Origin of the sequence: Pseudomonas sp. WS 5011, from assembly GCF_012985775.1 — a bacterium.
Classification (GTDB): Bacteria; Pseudomonadota; Gammaproteobacteria; order Pseudomonadales; family Pseudomonadaceae; genus Aquipseudomonas; species Aquipseudomonas peli.
On sequence record NZ_JAAQXA010000009.1, the window covers coordinates 157,179 to 180,863 of the forward strand.

Consider the following 23,685-nt stretch of genomic DNA (forward strand, 5'->3'; position numbering starts at 1 on the left):
CGTTTAAATTGCGCCCCTCGCTCAAAACGTCTGAGCGTTGAAATCTAAACAGTGAAAACCACTATCACAGTCTTCATATACTGACCGCCGCTGATACCGGGCAGTCGTTGTGCTGGCTGGTATAGCCCGATCCGCTGTTTGCAGGCGCGCCAACCCGATTCGCGTTCTGTTCATCAGTTTGGCCTACCCGGCAATCGGACAAGCGAAGGCTACCCACCTCGCGTTCACTACAAGAATAAGGAAATGAGCATGGAATTCGTCAACACCCTGGTCAATCAACTCAATGGCGTGGTCTGGGGCCCGCCCATGCTGGTGCTGATTCTCGGCACCGGTCTGTTCCTCATGTTGCGTCTGAAATTCATGCCGCTGAGCAAGATTGGCGCGGGCTTCAAACTGATGTGGCAAGGCCGTCAGAAAGGCGATGCCGAGAGCGGTGAAATCAGCCCGTTCCAGGCCCTGATGACCTGTCTGGCCGCCACTGTCGGTACCGGCAATATCGCCGGTGTAGCCACAGCGATTTTCCTCGGCGGTCCCGGTGCGTTGTTCTGGATGTGGTGTACCGCACTGGTCGGTATGGCTACCAAGTACTGCGAAGTGGTGCTTGCGGTGCATTACCGCGAGAAGGATGAGCGCGGCGAGCACGTCGGCGGCCCGATGTACGCCATCAAGAACGGCCTGGGTAAAAAATGGCTGTGGTTGGGCACTGCGTTCGCCATCTTCGGCGGCTTTGCCGGTTTTGGCATCGGCAATATGGTACAGGTCAACAGCATGGCTGCAGCCCTGCAGACCACCTTCAACATTCCGCTGTGGGTTACCGGTGTGGTGACCATGGTGATTGTCGGCATGGTGATCCTCGGCGGCATCAAGCGTATCGGTAAGGTCGCTGCGACCCTGGTACCCTTTATGTGCGTGGCCTACATCATCGCCGCCATGGTGGTGTTGGTGGTCAATGCATCGGAAATCCCCAAAGCCATTGAAATGATCTTCACCTACGCCTTTACCCCTATAGCTGCTACCGGTGGTTTTGCCGGTGCGGCGGTGATGGCGGCGATTCGCTTCGGTGTGGCGCGCGGTATTTTCTCCAACGAAGCAGGTCTGGGTACTGCAGGTATCGCTCAGGCGGCTGGCACCACCAACAGCCCGGTACGTTCGGGGATGATCGGCATGCTCGGGACCTTCATCGACACCATCATCATCTGCTCGATGACTGGCCTGGCGATCATCACCTCCGGCGTGTGGACCAGCGGTGCCAGCGGTGCAGCACTGTCGGCAGCAGCCTTCGAACAGGCGATGCCAGGCGTCGGCGGCTACATCCTGACGTTGGCTCTGGTGGTGTTTGCCTTTACCACCATCCTCGGCTGGAGCTACTTCGGTGAGAAGTGCTGGGAATACATGGTTGGCACCAAGTCGATCCTGCCGTTCCGCATTCTCTGGGTAGTGGCCGTGCCGTTCGGTGCGATTGCCCAGCTGGACTTCGCCTGGTTGGTGGCCGATACCCTCAACGGTCTGATGGCGATTCCTAACCTGTTGTCGCTGCTGTTGCTCAGTCCGATCGTGGTCAAGCTGACCAAGGATCATTTCGCAAAAAATTGATGTGTCGCCTGGGCGCGCAGGGTAGTCTGACTCAACGGTCAGCTCTGCTTGCCCTCTTTGCAGGGGCGCGTGCTTGCCATTTGGCCGGTTCGCGCCCTTACTTGTTCACCGCCCCTCAAATCCACTGATAAGGATCGTTTCCAATGGCACAAGTCACCCTCAAAGGTTCCCCGGTTGAAGTTACCGGTCAACTGCCGCAGGTTGGTCAGCAAGCGCCGGCGTTTAGCCTGGTTGCCGGCGACCTAAGCGACGTGAGCCTGGCCAGCCTGGCCGGCAAGCGCAAAGTCCTGAACATTTTCCCAAGTGTTGATACCCCAACCTGCGCCACCTCCGTGCGTACGTTCAACGCCGGTGCCAGCAAACTGGCCAACACCGTGGTGCTGTGCATTTCCACTGACCTGCCATTTGCTCAGGCGCGTTTCTGCGGTGCTGAAGGTCTGGAAAACGTGATCAACCTTTCGACCATGCGTGGTGCTGACTTCCTGCAGAACTACGGTGTGGCCATCGCCAGCGGTCCGCTGGTGGGTGTTGCTGCCCGCGCTGTGGTGGTGCTGGATGAAAACGACAAGGTGCTGCACAGCGAGCTGGTTGGCGAAATTGCTGACGAGCCGAACTACGCCGCTGCGATGGCTGCGCTTCAGTAACAGCTGTTTACGTTGTGCCAACGGCCTGCTTTGCAGGCCGTTTTTATTTCTGCCTGCCATCACTTACGGGCCATCGCCGCGCAGCGTTTACTACTGTTCCGGCAATTTTCTATTCGGATCAGACATTTAGTTACGTAAGGAAAAGGTAAATAGGCGGTAAAGAGGCTTTGCAGGGTGGCTGATAGTGAATATCGTTCACGCTCCCCAAGGAAGTGATTGTCGCCATGCCTGATACACAGCTCACCACCCGTCCTCGTAATCTGTCGCGCCAATGGCTGGTCGGCTCGCTTGCGCTGGTAGTTCTGGCCTTACTGTTGTGGTGGTTCTGGCCCAGCCCGCCGGAGGCGCCCGCACGGGGTGGGCCGTGGCGCGATGGTGGGCCGGTGCCCGTGCGTGTAGCCAACGTGACGCAAGGTGATTTCCCGGTTGAGCTCAAGTCCTTGGGTACCGTCACCGCCTATAACACGGTGAATGTGCGCGGCCGGGTCGAAGGTGAGCTAGTCAAGCTGCTGTTCAAGGACGGCCAACAGGTCAAAGCCGGCGACTTGCTAGCGGTTATCGACCCGCGCTCTTATGAAATCGCCTTGCAGCAGGCCCAGGGCGCCTTGCAGGAAAGCCAAGCGCAACTGCGCAATGCCGAGTTGGACCTGGCGCGTTACCGCGGTCTGTACGCCGAAGATTCGATTGCTAAACAGACCCTCGACACTCAGGAATCCCTGGTCAACCAGTACCGTGGCGGGATCAAGAGCCTGCAAGCGGATGTCGCCACCGCGCGGCTGAATCTGGAGTTCACCCAGATTCGCGCACCGATTACCGGTCGCCTGGGCATCCGTCAGGCCGACGTCGGTAACTTGGTTAGCAGTGGCGATGCATTGCCGCTGGTGGTGATTACCCAGACGCTGCCAATCTCCGTGATGTTTACCCTGCCCGAAGCCGAATTGCCGGCGGTGGTGCAGCAGCTGCGCGCAGGTGAAACCCTGGCTGTCGAGGCGTGGGACCGCAGCGAAAAACTCAAACTGGCCGAAGGCGAGCTGGAGAGCGTCGACAATCTGATCGATACCGCCACTGGCACGGTGAAGCTCAAAGCGCGTTTCGCCAACGCCGAAGAAATGCTCTTCCCCAACCAGTTCGTCAACGTGCGCCTGCGGGTGAAAACCCTGCAAAACGTCACCCTGATGCCGGCCGCCGCACTGCAGTTCGGCGCCAGTGGCACCTTCGCCTATGTGGTGGACGCTGAAGACAAGGTGCAGCTGACGCCCATCAGCATCGGCGCCAGTGACGGCCAGCTCAGCGTGGTCGAGCAGGGGCTCAAGGCCGGGGATCGTCTGGTGCTGGAAGGCACTGACCGTTTGCGCTCCGGCAACAAGGTTGAGGTGATTGGCGACACACCGGTCGCCGCCCAGCCCGCGGCGGCCACGCCTGAAGGCAAACGAGCACCGCGCGCCCAATGAACGCCTCTCGCCTGTTTATCCTGCGCCCGGTCGCCACCACGCTGATCATGCTGACGATCTTCCTGAGCGGCCTGATTGCCTATCGATTGCTGCCCGTCTCGGCGCTACCGGAAGTGGATTACCCGACCATTCGGGTGATGACCCTTTATCCCGGCGCCAGCCCAGACGTGATGACCAGTGCAGTCACAGCGCCGCTGGAGCGTCAGTTCGGGCAGATGGCCGGACTGAAACAGATGTCCTCGACCAGCTCCGGCGGCGCCTCGGTAATCACCCTGCGCTTCAACCTGGAAGTGAAGCTAGATGTCGCCGAACAGGAAGTGCAGGCCGCGATCAATGGCGCGAGCAACCTGCTCCCTGACGATTTACCAGCGCCGCCGGTGTACAACAAGGTCAACCCGGCCGACACACCGATACTGACCCTGGCCATCCGCTCGAACACCTTGCCGCTGCCGCAGGTGTTTGACTTGGTCGATACCCGCTTGGCGCAAAAGCTCGCGCAAACCAGCGGTGTTGGCTTGGTCAGCTTGGCCGGTGGACAACGTCCGGCCGTGCGATTGCGGGTTAACCCGGAAGCGCTGGCTTCCTATGGCTTGAACCTCAGCGATGTGCGTACGCTGATCACCGCCAGCAACGTCAATCAGCCCAAGGGCAACTTCGACGGCCCGACCCGGGTGTCGCAGCTGGATGCCAACGACCAGCTGAAATCCGTCGACGAATACCGCGAGTTGATCCTCGGGTACAAGGACGGCGCCACGCTGCGCCTTAAAGATGTCGCCGAGATTATCGACGGCGCGGAAAACCAGCGCCTGGCCGCCTGGGCCAACCGCAATGAGGCGGTGCTGGTCAACGTGCAACGCCAGCCCGGCGCCAACGTGATTGATGTGGTCGACCGCATCCAGACGCTTTTGCCCCATCTGACCCAGGGCCTGCCGGCCAGCGTGGAAGTCAGCGTACTGACCGATCGTACCGAAACCATCCGGGCGGCGGTCAAGGGTGTGCAGCATGAATTGCTGCTGGCCATTGCCCTGGTGGTGCTGGTGACCTTCCTGTTTTTGCGCAAGGTGTCGGCGACCATCATCCCGTCCATCGTCGTGCCGCTATCGTTGATCGGCACCTTTGGTGTGATGTACCTGGCCGGTTTCACCATCAACAACCTGACGCTGATGGCGCTGACCATCGCCACCGGCTTTGTGGTGGACGATGCCATCGTCATGCTGGAGAACATCGCACGCCATCTGGAAGAGGGCGAAACGCCGCTAAATGCGGCGCTCAAAGGCGCCAGGCAGATCGGCTTTACCCTGGTATCGCTGACCATTTCCTTGATTGCCGTGCTGATTCCGCTGCTGTTTATGGCCGATGTGGTGGGGCGCCTGTTCCGCGAATTTGCCATCACCCTGGCGGTAGCCATTCTGATTTCCCTGGTGGTGTCGCTGACCCTGACGCCGATGATGTGCGCGCGCCTGCTCAAGGCGGAAAAGCCCGAAGAAGAAGGGCGTTTCTACCGCGCCGCTGGAGCGGTAATCGACGGGATGATCGCCCGTTACGGCGTATGGCTGACCTGGGTGCTCAAGCATCAGCCGCTGACCTTGCTGGTTGCCATCGGCACGATGGCGCTGACCGTAGTGCTCTACCTCGTCGTGCCCAAGGGCTTTTTCCCGGTGCAGGACACCGGGGTGATCCAGGGTATTTCCGAGGCGCCGCAGTCGATTTCCTTCCGCGCCATGAGCGAGCGTCAGCAGCGCCTGGCCGAAGTGATATTGCAGGACCCGGCCGTGGCCAGCCTGTCGTCCTACATCGGCGTGGACGGTGACAACCCGACACTCAATAGCGGCCGTCTGCTGATCAACCTGACGCCACGGGCCGAGCGCGATGTCAGTGCCAGCCAGATTATCGAACGCCTAAGGCCAGAACTGGCGCGGATTCCTGGCATTGAGCTGTATCTGCAGCCGGTGCAGGACCTGTCCATCGAGGATCGGGTCAGTCGCACGCAGTTCCAGTTCAGCATGGAGTCGCCGGATATCAGCCTGCTGGAAGAGTGGGTGCCCAAGCTGGTCAGTGCGCTGCGCGAGCAGCCGGAATTGACTGACGTGGCCAGCGACCTGCAGAACCGTGGGCTGCAGGTGTTTCTGCAGATCGACCGCGATATGGCAGGGCGCCTTGGCGTGAGCATTGCCGATATCGACAACGCCCTGTACGACGCCTTTGGCCAGCGACAAATCTCCACTATTTACACCCAGTCCAGCCAGTACCGCGTGGTGCTGGAGAGTGAGAACGCCGGCAGCATTGGCCCGGCGGCGTTGCGGCAGATTCACGTCAAGGCCGCCGACGGCCAGCAGGTCGCGCTGTCGACTCTGGCCCAGGTCGAGGAACGCGCCGCCAGCCTGTTGATCAACCACATCGGCCAATTCCCGGCCGCGACCCTATCATTCAACCTGGCCAGCGGTGTATCGCTGGGCGAGGCGGTGGCAGTGATCGAGCGGGTCGAGCAGGAGATCGGTATTCCTCCGGCGGTGCAGACGCGCTTCCAGGGCGCGGCTGAAGCCTTCCGTGCGTCCTTGTCGAGCACCTTGCTGCTGATTCTCGCGGCCATCGTCACCATGTACATCGTGCTCGGCGTGCTCTACGAGAGCTACATCCACCCGATCACCATTCTCTCCACCTTGCCGTCTGCAGGGGTTGGCGCGCTGCTGGCGTTGCTGATCAGCGGCAACGAGCTGGGGCTGATTGCGATCATCGGCATCATCTTGCTGATTGGCATCGTCAAGAAGAACGCGATCATGATGATCGACTTCGCCCTCGACGCCGAACGCAACCAGGGCATGCAGCCGGAAGCGGCGATCTACCAGGCGGCGCTGCTGCGCTTTCGGCCGATCCTGATGACCACCTTGGCCGCGCTGTTTGGCGCGATACCGCTGATGCTGGCTACCGGCTCCGGCGCTGAACTGCGTCAACCGCTGGGCCTGGTGATGGTCGGCGGGTTGCTGCTCAGCCAGATCCTCACATTGTTCACTACGCCGGTGATTTACCTGTACTTCGATCGCCTGTCGCGGCGCATTAGCGGCCGAAGCGCAGCCGGGCTAGTGGTCAACCGATGAACCTCTCCGCGCCCTTTATCCGCCGGCCGGTGGCGACCTTGCTGCTGAGCCTGGCGATTCTGTTGCTCGGCGGCGTCAGCTTTGGTTTGCTGCCGGTCGCGCCGCTGCCGCAGATGGATTTCCCCACGATCACCGTGCAGGCGAGCCTGCCGGGGGCCAGCCCCCAGATCATGGCGTCGAGTGTGGCCACACCGTTGGAACGCTCACTCGGCACCATTGCTGGCATCAGCCAGATGAACAGCCGCAGCAGCCAGGGCAGTACGCGGATCATGATCCAGTTTGATCTGGATCGGGACATCAACGCCGCCGCCCGCGAAGTGCAAGCGGCCATCAATGCCTCACGCGAGTTGCTGCCCAGCGGCATGCGTAGCATGCCGACCTACGCCAAGATCAACCCGTCGCAAGCGCCGATCATGGTGCTGTCGCTGACCAGCGACGTGCTCAGCAAGGGCCAGCTGTATGACGTGGCTTCGACCATCCTGGCGCAGAAGCTCGCCCAGGTCACCGGTGTGGGTGAAGTGCAGATCGGCGGCAGCTCCTTGCCCGCCGTGCGCGTGGCGTTGGAGCCACGCTTGCTCGATCAGTACGGCATCGCCCTGGATGACGTGCGCCAGAGCATCAGCGCGGCCAACGCCAAGCGGCCGAAAGGCGCGGTGGAAGATGCCGAGCGGCACTGGCAAGTGCAGGCCAGCGATCAGCTGGAGAAAGCCGCCGATTACCTGCCGCTGATCATTCGCTACCAGGACGGCGCAGCCGTGCGACTGGGCGATGTCGCGAGCGTCACCGATGGTGTCGAGGACCGCTACAACAGCGGCTTCTTCAACGATGAGCAGGCAGTGCTGCTGGTCATCAACCGGCAGACCGGGGCCAATATCATTGAAACCATTGCTGGCATTCGCGAGCAGTTGCCGGCCTTGCGCGCGGTGATCCCCGCCAGTATCGAGTTGGAAGTGGCGATGGACCGCTCGCCAGTGATTCGCGCCACCCTGCATGAGGCCGAGCAAACCCTGCTGATCGCCGTGGTGTTGGTGATACTGGTGGTGTTCGCCTTCCTCGGCCGTTGGCGCGCGGCGCTGATTCCGGCCCTGGCCGTGCCGGTGTCGCTGGTCGGCACGTTTGCGGTGATGTACCTGCTGGATTTCTCCCTGAACAACCTGTCGCTGATGGCGCTGATCATTGCCACCGGCCTGGTGGTGGACGATGCCATCGTCGTCTTGGAAAACATTTCGCGGCATATCGAGGCCGGCGAAACGCCGATGGCGGCGGCGTTCAAGGGCGCGCGCGAGGTGGGCTTCACCTTGCTGGCGATGAATCTGTCGCTGGTCGCGGTGTTTATCTCGATCCTGTTCATGGGCGGTATCGTCGAGCGGTTGTTCCGCGAGTTTTCCATCACCCTGGCCGTGGCCATCGTGATCTCGCTGCTGGTGTCGCTGACGCTGACGCCGATGCTCTGTGCGCGCTGGCTCAAGGCCGACACCGTTGAACGCCCGCCCAGCATCATGCAACGCTGGGGCGCGGCCGTGCAGACACGTGTGCTGGCGTTTTATGCACGGGGGCTGGACTGGGCTCTCAAGCATTCGCTGCTGATGTTGTTCAGCCTGCTGGCCACTATCGCGCTGAATATCTTCCTGTTTATCAGCGTGCCGAAAACCTTTATGCCGCAGCAGGACACCGGCCAATTGATCGGCTTTATTCGCGGCGATGACGGTCTGTCATTCCAGGTCATGCAGCCGAAAATGGAGATTTATCGCCGTGCCGTGCTGGCCGATCCAGCAGTAGAAAGCGTGGCCGGGTTTATTGGCGGCAGTGGCGGCATCAACAACGCCTTTATGATCGTGCGCTTGAAGCCAGTTACTGAGCGCAAGGTCGACGCCCAGGCGGTAATCAACCGCCTGCGCCAGTCAGTGCCGACAGTGCCGGGCGGGCGGATGTTCCTGATGCCGGATCAGGACCTGCAGATCGGCGGGCGAGAAGGGCGCAGCTCGGAAAACGAGTACATGCTGCTGTCAGGCGACCTCGATGCCCTGCGCACTTGGTTGCCCCCCGTACGTGAAGCGTTGCGAGCCTTGCCAGAGCTGACCGATATCGATGCCAAAGAGGCCGAAGGCACTCAGCAGATTCGTCTAGTGGTTGACCGCGATGTGGCCAAACGCCTGGGCGTGGATATGAACATGATTACCGCTGTGCTGAATAACGCCTTTAGCCAGCGCCAGGTGTCGACCATTTACGACAGCCTCAATCAATACAGCGTGGTCATGGAGATCAATCCGAAGTTCGCTGAGTACCCGGAAACCCTCGACCAGATCCAGCTGATTACCAGCGAGGGCGCGCGGGTGCCCTTGTCCAGCTTTGCCCGTTGGGAGCGCAGCCTGGAAGAAGACCGGGTAAGCCACCAAGGGCAGTTTGCCGTGGAAAATATCGGTTTTTCCCTGGCCGAAGGGGTCAGCTTGGATCAAGCCAGTCAGGCCATTGATCGGGCCATTGCGCGCATTGCGTTACCCACGGAAGTTCAAGGCATGCTGGGTGGTACCGGTGGTGCTTTCCAGCAGACGCAACAGAATCAGCCATGGATGATCCTGATGGCCCTGGTCGTGGTGTATATCGTCCTCGGCGTACTGTACGAGAGCTATATCCATCCGCTGACCATTCTCTCCACCTTGCCATCGGCCGGCGTCGGCGCATTGCTTGCGTTGGAATTGATGAGCATCGAGTTCAGCCTGATTTCATTGTTGGGGTTGTTCCTGCTGATCGGTATCGTCAAAAAGAACGCGATTCTGATGATCGACCTGGCCCTGCAGCTTGAACGTCAGCAGCATATGAGCCCGTACGAGTCGATCCGCCAGGCATGCCTGCTGCGTTTCCGACCGATCATGATGACCACCCTGGCGGCGATTCTCGGCGCATTGCCGCTGATGCTGAGCAGCGCCGAAGGCTCGGAAATGCGCCAGCCGCTGGGCATCACCATTGTCGGTGGGCTGGTATTGAGCCAGTTGCTGACCCTCTACACCACACCGGTGATCTACCTGTATTTCGACCGCCTGCGCCACCGGGTCAACCGCTGGCGCGGAGTGCGCACTGACGCTGCCCTGGAAACCCCGCTATGAAAGCCCTCGCTGCCTATCGTTTACCCACCTTGCTGGCGTTGAGTCTGGCCCTGAGCGCCTGTGCCATCGGCCCGGATTATCAGCGCCCGCAGTTGCAAACCCCGGCGCAGTTCAAACAGATTGAAGGCTGGACCCAGGCCAAGCCCGGTGATGTGCTGGAGCGCGGCAGCTGGTGGCAGTTGTATGGCGACAGCGAGCTGAATGCTCTGGTCGAGCGGCTGAATGTTTCCAACCAGAACCTAGCCGCCAGCGAGGCGCAGTACCGCCAGGCCCGTGCGTTGGTGCGCGGTGCGCGCGCGGCGTTCTACCCGAGCCTGTCGAGCAGCGCCGGTGCTACCCGTAGCAGCCAGGGCAACGGTTCCAACACCAGTAGCGTCAGCACTACAAGCAGCACGGGGGGGATCAGCAAGAGTTATGAACTTGGCCTGAATGCCGCCTGGGAGCTGGATATCTGGGGCAAGTTGCGCCGCTCGCTGGAGTCCAGCCGCGCCAGCTATGAGGCCAGCGCTGCCGACCTGGCGGCACTGAAGCTCAGCTTGCAGGCCGAGCTGGTGCAGAACTACCTGCAACTGCGCGTGCTGGATGATCAACAACGCCTACTCGATGCCACTGTGGCGGCCTATGAACGCTCGCTGAAACTCACGGAAAACCAGTACAACGCTGGCATCGTGCCGAAGTCCGATGTCAGCCAGGCGCTGACCCAGTTGAAAAGCACCCAGGCTCAGGCCATCGACCTGAAATGGCAGCGTGCGCAGCTGGAGCATGCGATTTCCGTACTGATCGGCGTGCCGCCGAGCGAGCTGAGTATTGCCGTACGCGAGCAGTTGCCCGCGTTGCCAGCAATCCCCGTGGCTTTGCCGTCGCAACTGCTGGAACGCCGTCCCGATGTCGCGGCTGCGGAACGCCGGGTGATCGCCGCTAACGCCGAGATTGGCGTCGCCGAAGCCGCCTGGTATCCAGATCTGACCATTTCCGCCAGCGGTGGCTACCGTGGCAGCAGCTTTGCCGACTGGATCGATCTGCCCAACCGTTTCTGGTCGCTCGGCCCGCAGTTGGCGCTGACCCTGTTCGATGGCGGCGCGCGCAGCGCCGAGCTGGATCGCAGCGAAGCGGCCTACGACCAGACCGTGGCGCAATACCGCCAATCGGTGCTCGACAGCTTCCGCGAGGTGGAGGATTACCTGGTGCAACTGCGTGTGCTGCAGCAGGAAGCCGTGATCCAGCAGGAAGCGCTGGATGCCGCACGCGAATCCCTACGCCTGATCGAAAACCAGTACCGCGCCGGTACAGTGGACTTCAACAGCGTGGTCAGTGTGCAGGCCACTGCGCTGAACAATGAACGCACCACCCTCAGCTTGCTGGGCAATCGTCTGACCGCCAGCGTGCAGCTGATCGCGGCCCTTGGGGGTGGTTGGCAGCAACAGCTGTTGTTGGAAGAGCAACCAGCTAGTGCTAGCGCGTCTGCTCCTGGCACAGTTGATACAACCGCTCCTTGAGGGCTGTACCCGCTGGCCCCAGGTTGGGCCGTGCATAGAGCGTCAGGTGCATACCTTCTACTGCTGGCAGGCTGTCGATCCGTTGATGATCCGCTTGCAGTACCCGTTTCGGCAGCAAGCTGATACCCAGCCCAGCAGCGACTGCGGCGCAGACGCTGGCCAGGCTGCTGCTGGAATAGCTGATGCGCCAAGCCCGAGCTTGTACCTCCAGGGTCTGAATCATTTCCTGGCGATACAGCCCTCCGGGAGCAAATACCACCAGCGGCACAGGATTGCGCTGCAGCGCCGGATGCTGCCGGCTGTCGAGCCAACAGAGTGGTTCCGGCCAGGCCGCCAGGCAATCGCTGCCGGGGTTCATCTGCTTGCTCAGTAGTACATCAAATTGGCCCTCACGGTACTGCCGCAGTAGCTCGGGGCTGAGCCCGCTGCTGACTTCCAAGCGCACGCTGGTTTGCCGGCCGGCAAAGTCGGCGAGTAGCGGCATCAAGCGTTCGGCGGCGAAGTCTTCGGGCACGCCTAAACGCAGCACGCCTTCACTTTGTCGGTTACGCAGCACATCTTCAGCCTCATCATGTAACGCGAGAATGCGTCGGGCATAGCTGCACAGTTGTTCGCCTTCTGCAGTCATCAACACCTGCCGCACACTGCGGTCGAACAGGCGATAGCCAAGGCTGTCCTCTAGGCGGCGGATCTGCTGGCTAACAGTTGACTGGGTAAGGTGCAGCCGCTCGGCCGCACGGGTGAAGTTGGCGCAGTCGGCCACGGCGACAAAACTGCGCAAAAGCAGGAGATCAAGCATTCGGGTATTCCTGAATCAACTGATTGGCATGCTTATATTTAATTTCAGCATACCTGTGCCGCTCAGGATAATCCTCGCCACGATTCCTCCGCTGGTGAGTACGCCGTGTGTAATGACCGCAACTTTCTTGAGCAGGCCATCGCCTTGGCTGCTGCCAACCTGGCGCAGGGCGGTCGGCCGTTTGGTGCGGTATTGGTCCGTGATGGCACGCTGATCAGCGCCGCCAGCAATCAGATGCACCTGAGCCACGACCCAACTGCGCATGCAGAACTGCAGTGCATCCGCCAGGCCAGTCAGGTGCTGGCCAGCAACCGCTTGGCCGGGTGTGTGATCTATGCCAGCGGGCAACCATGCCCCATGTGCCTGAGCGCGATGCACCTGTGCGGCATCAGCCGGGTGGTGTTTGCCGCCGCCAACGCAGACGCTGAGCCTTTTGGTTTATCTACAACAGACGCGTATCAGCAACTGTGTTTGCCACTGGCCGAACAACGCATCTGCATTGAACACATGGCGCACCATGCCGTGCCAGCGCTCTATCAACGCTGGCATGCGCAACATGTTTAGCTGGTCTCAGCGGCATGTCAGTCCCGGTTGGCGCACCGGCGCCTGGCTGTGCGTTGTGGTGTTCGTGGCGCTCAACCTGCGCCCGAGTTTGACGTCCATCAGCCCTTTGCTGAATGACATTCGCGGCGCCGTCGGCCTGGGGTTCCAAATGGCGGGGATGCTCACCACGTTGCCAGTGGTGTGCATGGGGGTGTTGGCATTGTTCAGTGCCCAGGTAGAGACACGTCTGGGTGAGGGCAGGGGCATCGCGCTCGGCTTGTTGTGCATTCTGCTGGCCTGCGCGCTGCGCGGGATGGTTCACAGCAGCCTGGTGCTGCTGCTTACGGCGTTAATCAGTGGGGTGGGTATAGCGCTTATTCAGGTATTGATGCCTGGTTTGATTAAGCGCCGATTTGTAGGGCGCGTGGCACTGGCCATGGGCATTTACTCCGCTGCGTTAATGAGTGGCGGAGGGCTTGCAGCCTGGTTTAGCCCGCAACTCAGCAACCATTTTGGCCATTGGCAGATCGGTCTGGAGGTATGGGCACTGCCGGCGCTCATCGGCTTGCTGTTATGGGTAAGAACGCCCTGGCGTGCCGCTCAGCTATTACCGGCAGAGCACCGTTTGAGCCGTTTTGTACGCAACAAGCGAGCATGGACCTTGGCGGTGTATTTCGGCTTATGCAATTGCGGCTACATGCCCGTGGTGGCCTGGCTCCCGGCGTACTACCAGCACTTGGGCTGGAGCAGCCAGAACAGTGGGCTGTTACTGGCGTGGATGACGCTGTTTCAGGTGATAGCCGCCTTGGGCATGCCCGCGCTAGCCCAGCACATGCGCGAGCGCCGTGGTTTGCTGAGTATCAGCTTGATGGCGCAGTTATTGGGCTTTGCCGGGTTGTTACTGGCGCCGCAACAGCTGCCCGGTCTTTGGATCGCTTTTATCGGCTTTGGCCTGGGGGCCTGCTTTGCCCTCTGCCTGCTCCTCAGCCTGGATCATGTGCAGGAGCCGATTGCCGCTGGCCAATTGGCGGCTTTTGTATAGGGGGTTGGCTTCCTGATTAACGCATTAGCGCCCGCCGCCGGTGGCTGGCTGCGGGCATACACTGGTGGCTTTTCCGCAACCTGGCTGCTGATGCTCATCTGCATCATTGTGATGCTGGTACTGACACAGCGCTTGAGTCCTAGCAGTTACTGGCGGATTTCCAGCAACCGCCAGCAGCCTGGTGACGCGGCAAGGTGAGAGTAAGCGTCAGCCGCAGGGTCAATTGTGGCTGTTGCGGTTGACCGTTTGGGCGGCCTTCATCACGTCAGCCCCGATAACCCCTTCGAACTGTTTCCACACCGGCTGCATGGCTTGGCGCCAGGCATCGCGTTGTTCATCGTTAAGGGCGATAACTTGCGTGCCGGTGGCTGCGGCGATGCGGTCGCGGTCGGCCTGGTTAGCGGCTTCAGCCTGGCGGTTCACCTCGTAGGTCACCTCGTCGATGATGCCTTCAAGCTCCATGCGGATCTGGTGCGGAATGCCGTACCAGAAACGTGGGTTGCTCACCAGCATGTAGTCGAGTACGCCATGGTTGGTCTCGGTTATAAACGGCTGCACCGTGTGCAGTTGCTTGCTGTAAATATTTGACCATGGGTTTTCCGCCCCCTGCACTTTGCCGCTTTTCAGCGCGTCGAAGACTTCGGCAAATGGCATAACCAGCGGCGTGGCGCCGAGCTGGTTGAACTGCGCCTCAAGCACCGATGAAGGCTGGATACGGAACTTCAAACCGGCTGCGTCACCCGGTACCAGCAGCGCTTTGGTTGCCGAAAGTTGCTTCATGCCGTTGTGCCAATAGGCCAGGCCGACAATGTTGTGGTCTTCCATAGAGCGCAGCAACTGGCGGCCTTTCGCGCGCTTCTGGAAGCGGTTGACGGCGTTCAGGTCATCGAACAGGAAAGGCAGGTCGAACACCTGCAATTGCTTGGTGTATTTCTCGAACTTGGCCAGCGACGGCGCCAGCAGTTGCACCTCGTTTTTAGCCAATGCGTCGAGCTCGTTGGCATCGCCGTACAGGCTGGAGTTGGGGTAGACCTCAACTTTTACCTTGTCGCCCAGGCGCTCCTCGGCCAGTTTCTTGAACAGCAATGCGCCTTGGCCTTTAGGGGTGTTGTCTGCCACCACATGGGCAAACTTGATCACGATTGGCCCCTTGTCGGTTGCCGCGTGAAGCGTGGTGGACGCCAGCAGCAGGCTGCCAGCGGCGAGGGCGCAGATCGACTTCAACATAGCGGATGGTCCTGTTGTTCTTATGTTGTGGTGCTGACGGCGAGCCAGGATGGGGCTTAGCAGGCTGGCATTCGTGTCAGATTAATTCGGCGACACATTCAGTTGTTGTGCGCAGAGCACCGGCTATATCGCAATGCGTATGCCAGAGTAGCAGCAGGGCTGCAGGGCTGGTTCAGCCACAAAACATGCGTGATCAAACGCACAGTGAGTGGCGATGGCTCGCCATTTTCGGGCAAAAATCGGCAAAAATCCGCTTATAAGAGGGCAGGTGGCGTTTTACCGCCACCTGCAAAAGATTTGCGCTAAAGGATCAGCGGCGCACTGCACGCCAGGCAGCTAGCAGGCTCAGCGCCAAGAGCAAGGCAACACTGAGCAATGTCCAGTACGTAAACGACAGGCCGAGAATGCTGTAGTCGTTCTCCCCGCACACACCTGCACTCATAAACACGCTGGGCAACCAATCATGCAGCGGCAGGTAAAAGGCATAGAAGGGGAAGGGCGAGCAGCTGGAGCTTTCCAGCACGCCAGTTTCGATCAGCACCAAGTGCGTGTTGTCATACACCGCCATGCCCGCCGCAGCCAGCAGCAACGGCCATAACGGCAAGGTCAGCCAGCGCAGGCCAAGGGCTTCAGCAACCAGAATCAGCAAGCTGAGAGCGCCCCCACAAAGCAGCCACAGGCGAATCTGAATGCACAAGGTGCACGGCTCCCAGCCGGCCAGGTGCTGCAGCAGCAAAGCGCCGCCGAGCATGGCAAAGCAGGCGAGGGCAATCAGGGCGAGTAAGGGCTTGAGTGAGGGTTTGCGGGACATCTGAATCTCCGGAAGGGGGCGTTCGCATTTACTGACGCAGACACTGGGCCGAGGCATCAGATACTCGGCGCGAATTTAAGTTGCAGGCCGGTGTGAACGATCCAGATACAGGGCCAGCAGCGCAAGGATGATTGCCAGCGAATAGGCAAACAAGCCTAGGTTGATGCTCAGGATCATTTTTTCCGAACCATCCGACAACACCATCGAGCCGCCGTAGCTGCCACGCAAGGCATAGGCCAGGAGAAACCCGCCGGTGACGAAGAAAGTCATCAGGCTGCTCAGCCGTATGTTGGCTTTAAACCACACCAGCCAGAACGAGAACGCACCAATCGCGCAATTGGTCGCCAATTGCCAGACCTCATGCAAACGCGCATGTGCCTCCCAGTTGGGGTTAAACACGTGCGAGTCGTTCAACTCGAAAATCGGCACAACCACGGCATAAAACACGATGCCGAGGGTTACTAATAATTTGCCAAGCATGGCTAACACTCCCTGCAGAACCGGATTGGATCGCCGCGAGCATAACGGCGCATCCGACATTGAACAAAAGCCCTTAGATTTGAAAGTCAGAATTGCATCGCGAGCACCCCGTCGGCTGCCTAAGGTGTGTCGCACACCCCACTCAAGGAGTTGTTGCGATGACCTTACCCACTGATACCGCCCCCATTGCGTTACGCGTTCACGGCATAGCTCATGCCGAGGCCATGCATATTTGGCAAGGCGGGCTGGATGCCAACGGCCAGTTACCGGTGCAGCGCCCGGCTGAGGGCCTGGCTAATCCTTGCCGGCATTGTCTGAGCCTGATCACACCCGGTGCAACCAAGCTGGTGTTGGCTCACCGGCCCTTTGCCGCTCTGCAGCCCTATGCCGAAACCGGGCCGATCTTTCTGCATCAGCAACCCTGTGAACGGTATGAGCAGGCGACATTGCCTGCCTGGTTTGCGTTTCTGGAACCGGCGATTGTTCGTGGCTATGACAGCGACGACTGGATTCGCTACGACACCGGTCAGGTGGTGCCCGGCAAATCATTAACAGCAGTTTGTCAGCAGATTCTCAGCGATCCCCACGTGGCCTACGTGCATATCCGCTCCAAGTTCAACTGCTTCCAGTGTCGGGTTGAGCGGGCAAGCGAGGGTTAAGTCAAACAGGGAACTGTTCGGCGTTGGCTGCCACTTAGCGTTTGAGCAAAGTGGAATCCAGCTGATTGAAACATTGCACGATGCGCTCATGGCTGACATCGGCAAATTCCTTTTGCGTCAGGCTCACCAATACGCTGGTTTTTACTCGGCCAGAGCGCAGTTGGCGCTGCATAAAAGCCAGCATGTCGGCGTCGCTGGCATCAGGTTTTTGGCGGGTCTCTTCCACGAATAGGCACTCAATAGGGGGGAAGTAAATGCGATCTATCAAGGCGCCAATAGGACGCCGATGGCTGTTACTTTATCAGCTGTTTTGCGGCATTGACTCTATAGTCACGGCGACATATACCCGGACTACTATAAAGGTCATACCCAAATCCTATTGGCTCGTTCGCAGTCCAGCTACCAAGCTGAGTCCACCCCGTTAGGTGAAAAACAACAGGAGAGAGACATGTCAAATGATGCGAAATGCCCATTCTCGGGTGCTACCGGAACCAACACTGTGGCGGGTGGCGCCCCAAAGAATGCCGACTGGTGGCCTAACCAACTCAGCCTGAAAATTCTTCATCAGCATTCCTCCAAGTCCGACCCCATGGGCGAAGGCTTCAATTACGCCGAGGAATTTAAGACGCTTGATCTGCATGCCGTTATTAAAGACCTCACTGCGTTGATGACCGATTCGCAAGACTGGTGGCCAGCCGACTGGGGGCATTACGGTGGTCTGATGATCCGTATGGCCTGGCACGCAGCCGGCACCTACCGCATCCACGATGGCCGTGGCGGTGCGAGCACCGGCAATCAGCGCTTTGCGCCGCTCAACAGTTGGCCGGATAACGGCAATCTGGACAAAGCCCGTCGCCTGCTGTGGCCAATCAAGCAGAAGTACGGCCGCAAACTGTCCTGGGCTGACCTGTTCGTTCTGGCTGGTAATGTTGCGCTGGAATCCATGGGCTTCAAAACCTTCGGCTTTGCCGGCGGCCGTCCGGACATCTGGGAGCCGGAAGAAGACACCTACTGGGGTTCGGAAACCGAGTGGCTGGCCACCAGCGACAAACCGCACAGCCGCTACACCGGTAATCGCGAGCTGGAAAACCCGTTGGCCGCCGTGCAGATGGGCTTGATCTACGTTAACCCGGAAGGTCCAGACGGTAATCCTGACCCACTGGCATCGGGCCGCGATGTGCGCGAAACCTTCGCCCGCATGGCGATGAACGACGAAGAAACCGTGGCGCTGGTAGCCGGCGGTCACACCTTCGGTAAAGCCCACGGCGCCGGTGATCCTTCCCTGGTTGGCCCTGAGCCGGAAGCCGCGCCGCTGGAAGAGCAAGGCTTGGGCTGGATCAACAAACTCGGCACTGGCAAAGGCGTACACACCACCACCAGTGGTATCGAAGGGGCTTGGAAACCGAACCCCACTACTTGGGATAACGGTTATTTCGACATGCTCTTCGGTTACGAGTGGGAACTGACCAAGAGCCCGGCCGGTGCCCATCAGTGGACACCGAAAAACGTCAAACCCGAGCACTTGATCCCGGATGCACACGACCCGGCGAAGAAACACCCGCCGATGATGACCACTGCGGATATGTCGCTGCGCATGGACCCGGCTTACGAGAAAATTTCTCGCCGTTTCCACCAGAACCCGCAGGAATTCGCTGATGCCTTTGCCCGCGCCTGGTTCAAACTGACCCACCGCGACATGGGCCCGCGTGCTCGTTACCTCGGCCCGCTGGTGCCGCAGGAAGAACTGATCTGGCAAGACCCGGTTCCGGCGGTCAATCATGCGCTGGTTGACGCGCAGGACATCGCTGGCCTCAAAGCCAAAGTCCTGGCGTCCGGCCTGTCGATTGCTCAGCTGGTCAATACGGCCTGGGCGTCAGCATCCACCTACCGTGGCAGCGACAAGCGTGGTGGTGCCAACGGCGCGCGCATTCGTCTTGCTCCGCAGAAGGACTGGGAAGTTAACCAGCCGGCCGAATTGGCCAAGGTGCTGGCAGCGTTGGAAACCATCCAAAAGGACTTCAACGCCTCGGCTGCTGGCGGTAAGAAAGTCTCCCTGGCAGATCTGATCGTTCTGGCCGGTTCTGCTGCGGTGGAAGCTGCTGCCAAGAAGGCCGGTGTAGATGCCGTGGTGCCGTTTGCCCCAGGCCGTACTGACGCCACGCAGGATCAGACCGATGTCGAGTCCTTCGCGGTACTGGAGCCCAAGGCCGATGGTTTCCGTAACTACGCCCGCAAGGGTTACGAAAACGTTGCGGCCGAGTTGCTGGTCGACAAGGCGCAGCTGCTGGAACTGACGTCACCGGAGATGACCGTGCTGATTGGCGGTCTGCGCGCGCTCAATGCCAATGCCGGCAAAGCCCAGCATGGCGTGTTCACCAAGCGTCCGGAAACCTTGAGCAATGACTTCTTCGTCAACCTGCTCGACATGGGCACCAAGTGGCAGAAGTCTGCCAGCGAAGGTGTGCTGGAAGGCCGCGACCGTAAGACCGGCGACCTGAAATGGACCGCCACCCAGGTTGACCTGGTGTTCGGCTCCAATTCCCAGCTGCGTGCTCAGGCTGAGGTGTATGCCACCAGCGATGCACCCGCGAAGTTTGTGCAGGACTTCGTGGCTGCCTGGACCAAGGTGATGAACCTGGATCGTTTCGATCTCAAGTGACCCGCCTTGAGGTCTGAACGACCTCCCATGAAACCACTTCGCCCCGCCATGGTCATTCCTGGCGGGGCGAAGTTTTTATACGCGCCTGATTAAGTTTGAGTTCAGCCAGCGACGTTAACGTAGCGTCACTTTCTAAATGTTATTGGAGTCACCGTATGTCGAACCTCGCCTTCCTACCGTTCAAGCAGGTCCCGGCCGCCGTCGCACTCTGCACTGCACTGTTTGCTAACGGTGCGATGGCCAGCCAGCCGCAAATCTATGGCTTGCACGAGAAGGTTTCTTTGCAGGAACTGGACCTGGAACTGCCCGCCAAGCTCGATACGGGCGCCGAAACGGCTTCGCTCAGTGCCAAGAATATCGAGGTGTTCAAGCGTGATGGCGGCGAGTGGGTGCGCTTTCAGCTTGGCCTGGAAGACGCTCCGCACGCACAGGTCATTGAAAAGCCACTGGCGCGCATGAGCTATATCAAACGCCGTGCCGATGACCGTCAGCCGGGTGACAAGCAGCTCTACACCGAGCGCCCGGTGGTTGAGATGGACATCTGCGTGGGCGATGAACTGAAGAACATTGAGGTCAACCTGACCGACCGCAGTGCCTTTGAATACCCACTGCTGATCGGCTCGACTGCCCTCAAAGAATTCAACGCCGCCGTCAGCCCCAGCGTGCGCTACTCGGCAGGGCAGCCGAGTTGTGTGCAGGCTAGTTGAGCGTAAGAACACAAAAGACTTGGCCCAGACAAGGGAGTGGGTTGGACCCACAGTCGCTGGCGAGGAGGGCAGCTTTAGGCCGATTCTGTTGAAAAAGTAGCTTCAGCGGCAGCCTGCCGATCAAGTATGCCTGCTGTCGAAGTGGCTGCAAGCCACTTCAAGTTGCCTTTCGGCGTTTCACTGAGCTTCCTTGCTCAGGTCTGAGGGTTAATTCGAGGGTTTCTGCTCGCCGCAGGCGCACCTATCCCATGATCGGTGGCCCGTGAGGCAGCAGCTTGGCCATACGTCTCAGATTTTGCACAGTAGCGGCCAAGGTGAATTCGTCAGTCGCCCCCGTCAGACCACGCAGCCGTAAACGGTCGAGTTTCATGATCCGCTTGAGGTGGGCGAACAGCATCTCCACCTTCTTCCGTTCGCAACGAGAGATGAGGTATTCCGGTGTCTTGGCGATGCGTCGCGCCACGTCACGGGCCGCTTCATGGATGCTCCGAGCGATCTTGCGGAATGCGGTATTGGGGCAGCACTTCGCTTTCAGCGGACAGGTGGCGCAGTCGATTTGGCTGGAGCGGTAGATGATGGTGTTGGCCTTGGTCACCCGTGATCTTTTCTGGGTGAAGGCACGCCATTCACTGCGCAGCGGTTTGCCGGCTGGGCAGCGATATTCATTGGCCTCTGGATTCCAGCGGAAGTCGTTACTGGAGAGGCTGTCGTCCTTGCACTCGGTCTTGTCCCACACCGGCACATGCGGCTCGATGCCCTTTTTTTCGACCATCCAGGCCAGCATCGGGGCGGTGCCATAAGCGGTATCGCCGATAAGGCGTTCCGGTGTGAGATCAAACTGCGCTTCGACACGCTCGACCATCGTCCTAGTCGAGTCGACTTCGACGGTACGATGCGCCGGAGTCGCTTCCACATCCATTATCACGCCGTGCTCAGTATCGATCAGGTAATTCGTGGAGTAGGCAAAGAAGGCCGGGCCGCCTGGCGCAGCAGTCCAACGGGACAGCGGATCGGTGAGCGAGATTTTCTTGGGAAGAGCTTCAGCCAGTGCCTCTTCATCAAGGGCTTCGAGGTACTCGCGCACAGCGCGGTTGCTGAGCGCTGGATCACGCCAATCGACTTCATCTCCCGCCACCCCACGTTGCCGGCTGGCATCCGCCTTGATGATGCTGGCGTCCACAGCGAAGCCTTCGCCTTTGACCAGGCCAGCTGCCATGCAGCGGCGCAGCACTTCATTGAACAACCAGCGGAACAGGCCGCTGTCACGGAAACGGCCGTGGCGATTCTTCGAGAAGGTCGAGTGATTGGGTACTTCGTCTTCCAGGCCCAGCCGGCAGAACCAGCGATAGGCCAGATTTAAATGCACCTCTTCGCACAGCCGTCGCTCGGAACGGATGCCGTAGCAGTAGCCAACGACCAGCATGCGCACCATCAACTCCGGGTCGATCGAGGGGCGTCCGATGGGGCTGTAGAAGTCGGCCAGGTGTGCACGCAGATCACTGAGATCCAGGCACTGGTCGATGCTGCGCAGGAGATGTTGGGCCGGGACGTGATCTTCCAGATTGAACGAGTAGAACAGGCGCTGCTGTCCTCCCGGTAACTGTCCCATCATGCTGTTCGCCCCCACGCTCGCTGACAAAGCAATTTTGCCAACGGCATGGGGAGGTCGCTACTTTTTCAACAGAATCGGCCAATAGCGGTCATTCGCCAGGGGCTGCGTCCGACCCGAATCGAACAGTTGCGAAAGGCAAAAACCGGTAAGTAGCAGTCATTGATCGTCTACAAAACAAGGAACTTTTGAATATGACGAAGCCTAGTGCCCAGATGCTATGGCACCCAACAGGGCTATGATGAAGAGTGTCCAGTCGTTGAGTATATGAGCGCCTGTGGAGACCCAGATGTTCTTAGTCATGATGTAGGGCAGCAGCAGGATCAGCCGCGCGCTGCCGATCACGACGAACGCCTGCACCATATTCCAATCATAGGTCGGCAGGTGTGCGGCGCCGAAAAGCATTGCCACCAAGAGCCAAGCACCAACGATCGCTCGCTTGCGTGACCAATGCAGATGCGTGATCAAGAACGCCATTAGTGCTAAGAATGGCAAGATCGTGAAAAGTTCTTCCCCCAATAGCTGTGGCAGCGTCTTGAGGAAAAAGAGTAGGAGCTCAACTGGTGTTTGCGTTGCCATAGCGGCGAAAGCTGGGTTCGAGTGCGTACTCAGGGATTGGCTGACCGCCAGGCCTATGACCATGGTGACCACGATGTTGAGCAGCGCGAACAGTATCATCCACTTGATGTCGCGCACCGTGACCTTACGGAACAGCTCTTTCCAATAATGCGGAGTCACCCACGACAGCACCGCGAGCGGGATAGCGAAGAACAAAGTTGCGGGAATAAATTGCCCAACATTCCCTGCGAACATTGGCAATGGTGCTATCAGTACTAGGAATCCGGCCAGCACCCCCAACATCAGCAGCAGCCATTGCGCACCTGAAAAGCCTACGGGTTTGCCGTTGTAGTAGGGAAAGTCGTTGGTAAGGTACTGCAGCCCGAGGAAGTGCTCATCTGCCCCTGATTTTTCTGCTGTTGCCTGCTTAGAGTTAGGCATTGGTGGCCCCCTCCGACATGACGCCCCAGAGGCATGAGAAAACCATGCTGCAGTTTATTGCGTTGCATGAGATGTGTACGGTCAGATGCTCCAATGCCTGCATCGCCTTCTATAGTCCTTTGCCATGAAGTTCTGAGTCAGCCGGGATAATGAACATTCAAATTCCAAATCGGGTACTCCAGCTATGGATCTCTACGCATGATCTAAATAGAAGTGAGCTAAAGATTCAGGCATATGGTAGCAATAGATGACTTCGGCACTGGCTACTTCAGTTTGCAGCATCTGCAGCAGCTACCGTGGGCTGCCCTGAAGATCGACAAGTCTTCGTGAGCAGAATAAGTGATGGGCAGGCCATCACTCCGCAGAACCGTTCTTCCTGGCCCTGGTGCTGATCGAGTGTGCCGACTTGGTGTTCGCGGTGGACAGCGTGCCGGCGATCTTCGCCATTACCCAGGATCCTTTTATCGTCTACACCTCGAACATCTTTGCCATACTTGGTCTGCGTGCTTTGTACTTCGCCTTGGCGGCGATGATTCACCGCTTCGCTTACCTCAAGTACGCACTGGCGTTAGTGCTGGTTTTTATCGGCGGTAAGATCTTCCTGGTTGGCATCATCGGCAAAATCCCGGCTGTGATTTCCTTGAGCGTGACTCTGGGCCTATTGCTGGGCGGTGTGCTGCTTTCACTTTGGAAAACCCGTGGTCAGCCCCCAGCTAGCCCGCAGGTCTGAATCTATATGGGTGGCGGCTGTCAGTCGGCGGCCACCG

At 59.4% G+C, this 23,685-nt stretch carries 18 protein-coding genes and 2 pseudogenes; 13 read left to right on the forward strand and 7 right to left on the reverse strand.

The genetic code is table 11. From position 1 onward, the window contains the following. Positions 1 to 249: 249 nt before the first annotated feature. From HBN63_RS12150 to HBN63_RS12175, 6 genes are all read left to right on the forward strand, one after another. Positions 250 to 1,593 (forward strand): sodium:alanine symporter family protein, encoded by a 1,344-nt coding sequence (locus HBN63_RS12150; protein WP_170049585.1) that lies wholly within the window; start codon positions 250 to 252, stop codon positions 1,591 to 1,593. 143 nt (positions 1,594 to 1,736) lie between these two features. Further along, entirely contained in the window at positions 1,737 to 2,237 is a 501-nt protein-coding gene (tpx, locus tag HBN63_RS12155; RefSeq protein WP_160086855.1) for a thiol peroxidase, read from the forward strand. 224 nt (positions 2,238 to 2,461) lie between these two features. Then, positions 2,462 to 3,688, forward strand: coding sequence for an MdtA/MuxA family multidrug efflux RND transporter periplasmic adaptor subunit (locus HBN63_RS12160; RefSeq protein ID WP_170049586.1), 1,227 nt, complete (start codon positions 2,462 to 2,464; stop codon positions 3,686 to 3,688). Next, positions 3,685 to 6,783 (forward strand): MdtB/MuxB family multidrug efflux RND transporter permease subunit, encoded by a 3,099-nt coding sequence (locus HBN63_RS12165; RefSeq protein ID WP_170049587.1) that lies wholly within the window; start codon positions 3,685 to 3,687, stop codon positions 6,781 to 6,783. Before HBN63_RS12160 ends, HBN63_RS12165 begins: the two co-directional genes overlap by 4 nt. Next, positions 6,780 to 9,887 (forward strand): efflux RND transporter permease subunit, encoded by a 3,108-nt coding sequence (locus HBN63_RS12170; RefSeq protein ID WP_170049588.1) that lies wholly within the window; start codon positions 6,780 to 6,782, stop codon positions 9,885 to 9,887. The genes HBN63_RS12165 and HBN63_RS12170 overlap by 4 nt, the downstream gene beginning before the upstream one ends. After that, a complete protein-coding gene (locus HBN63_RS12175; protein WP_170049589.1) occupies positions 9,884 to 11,383 on the forward strand; it encodes an efflux transporter outer membrane subunit in 1,500 nt (499 codons plus the stop codon). The genes HBN63_RS12170 and HBN63_RS12175 overlap by 4 nt, the downstream gene beginning before the upstream one ends. Here the strand turns inward: HBN63_RS12175 and HBN63_RS12180 are convergent. After that, the gene (locus HBN63_RS12180) at positions 11,340 to 12,182 is read right to left on the reverse strand and encodes a LysR substrate-binding domain-containing protein (RefSeq protein WP_170049590.1); all 843 of its coding nucleotides are present in this window, start codon (positions 12,180 to 12,182) and stop codon (positions 11,340 to 11,342) included. The two genes, HBN63_RS12175 and HBN63_RS12180, sit on opposite strands and share 44 nt — an antisense overlap. Positions 12,183 to 12,287: 105 nt before the next feature. Here HBN63_RS12180 and HBN63_RS12185 point away from each other — a divergent pair, with 105 nt between their 5' ends. Further along, on the forward strand, positions 12,288 to 12,746 hold the full coding sequence (locus tag HBN63_RS12185) for a nucleoside deaminase (RefSeq protein WP_170049591.1): 459 nt from the start codon (positions 12,288 to 12,290) through the stop codon (positions 12,744 to 12,746). Next, a pseudogene (locus HBN63_RS12190) lies at positions 12,739 to 13,965 on the forward strand (CynX/NimT family MFS transporter). The gene HBN63_RS12185 and the pseudogene HBN63_RS12190 overlap by 8 nt, the downstream one beginning before the upstream one ends. Positions 13,966 to 13,986: 21 nt before the next feature. On the opposite strand, the gene HBN63_RS12195 reads toward HBN63_RS12190, so the two are convergent. The 3 genes from HBN63_RS12195 to HBN63_RS12205 all read right to left on the reverse strand — a co-directional run bounded on the left by HBN63_RS12195 (position 13,987) and on the right by HBN63_RS12205 (position 16,285). Next, complete coding sequence (locus tag HBN63_RS12195; protein ID WP_170049592.1) at positions 13,987 to 14,994, reverse strand: TRAP transporter substrate-binding protein; 1,008 nt, start codon at positions 14,992 to 14,994, stop codon at positions 13,987 to 13,989. A 310-nt stretch (positions 14,995 to 15,304) separates the two neighbouring features. Continuing rightward, on the reverse strand, positions 15,305 to 15,805 hold the full coding sequence (locus tag HBN63_RS12200) for a disulfide bond formation protein B (RefSeq protein WP_170049593.1): 501 nt from the start codon (positions 15,803 to 15,805) through the stop codon (positions 15,305 to 15,307). A 75-nt stretch (positions 15,806 to 15,880) separates the two neighbouring features. Further along, positions 15,881 to 16,285 carry a hypothetical protein gene (locus tag HBN63_RS12205; protein ID WP_170049594.1) on the reverse strand — a complete coding sequence of 135 codons (405 nt, stop codon included), beginning with the start codon at positions 16,283 to 16,285 and terminating at the stop codon, positions 15,881 to 15,883. A 158-nt stretch (positions 16,286 to 16,443) separates the two neighbouring features. On the opposite strand from HBN63_RS12205, the gene HBN63_RS12210 reads away from it, so the two are divergent. Continuing rightward, positions 16,444 to 16,944, forward strand: coding sequence for a DUF1203 domain-containing protein (locus HBN63_RS12210; protein WP_170049595.1), 501 nt, complete (start codon positions 16,444 to 16,446; stop codon positions 16,942 to 16,944). Between the two features lie 34 nt (positions 16,945 to 16,978). Here the strand turns inward: HBN63_RS12210 and HBN63_RS12215 are convergent, their stop codons facing one another. Then, positions 16,979 to 17,170 carry a hypothetical protein gene (locus tag HBN63_RS12215; RefSeq protein WP_170049596.1) on the reverse strand — a complete coding sequence of 64 codons (192 nt, stop codon included), beginning with the start codon at positions 17,168 to 17,170 and terminating at the stop codon, positions 16,979 to 16,981. Positions 17,171 to 17,392: 222 nt separating this feature from the next. Here HBN63_RS12215 and katG point away from each other — a divergent pair, with 222 nt between their 5' ends. Together katG and HBN63_RS12225 are read left to right on the forward strand one after the other, a co-directional pair. Next, positions 17,393 to 19,603: a catalase/peroxidase HPI gene (katG, locus tag HBN63_RS12220; RefSeq protein ID WP_170049597.1), complete on the forward strand. Its 2,211-nt coding sequence runs from the start codon at positions 17,393 to 17,395 to the stop codon at positions 19,601 to 19,603. 236 nt (positions 19,604 to 19,839) lie between these two features. Next, a complete protein-coding gene (locus tag HBN63_RS12225) occupies positions 19,840 to 20,310 on the forward strand; it encodes an ATP-dependent zinc protease (protein WP_262498946.1) in 471 nt (156 codons plus the stop codon). A 241-nt stretch (positions 20,311 to 20,551) separates the two neighbouring features. Here HBN63_RS12225 and HBN63_RS12230 read toward each other — a convergent pair whose 3' ends face one another. Together HBN63_RS12230 and HBN63_RS12235 are read right to left on the reverse strand one after the other, a co-directional pair. Continuing rightward, entirely contained in the window at positions 20,552 to 21,922 is a 1,371-nt protein-coding gene (locus tag HBN63_RS12230) for a transposase (protein ID WP_170049599.1), read from the reverse strand. Between the two features lie 201 nt (positions 21,923 to 22,123). Beyond that, a complete protein-coding gene (locus HBN63_RS12235; protein WP_170049600.1) occupies positions 22,124 to 22,918 on the reverse strand; it encodes a CPBP family intramembrane glutamic endopeptidase in 795 nt (264 codons plus the stop codon). A gap of 234 nt (positions 22,919 to 23,152) precedes the next feature. On the opposite strand from HBN63_RS12235, the gene HBN63_RS12240 reads away from it, so the two are divergent. Both HBN63_RS12240 and HBN63_RS12245 read left to right on the forward strand, forming a co-directional pair. Next, positions 23,153 to 23,248, forward strand: a complete 96-nt coding sequence (locus HBN63_RS12240) for an EAL domain-containing protein (RefSeq protein ID WP_223181873.1) — start codon at positions 23,153 to 23,155, stop codon at positions 23,246 to 23,248. A gap of 49 nt (positions 23,249 to 23,297) precedes the next feature. Continuing rightward, positions 23,298 to 23,648, forward strand: a pseudogene (locus HBN63_RS12245) (TerC family protein); the annotation flags it as partial. Between the last annotated feature and the right edge of the window lie 37 nt (positions 23,649 to 23,685).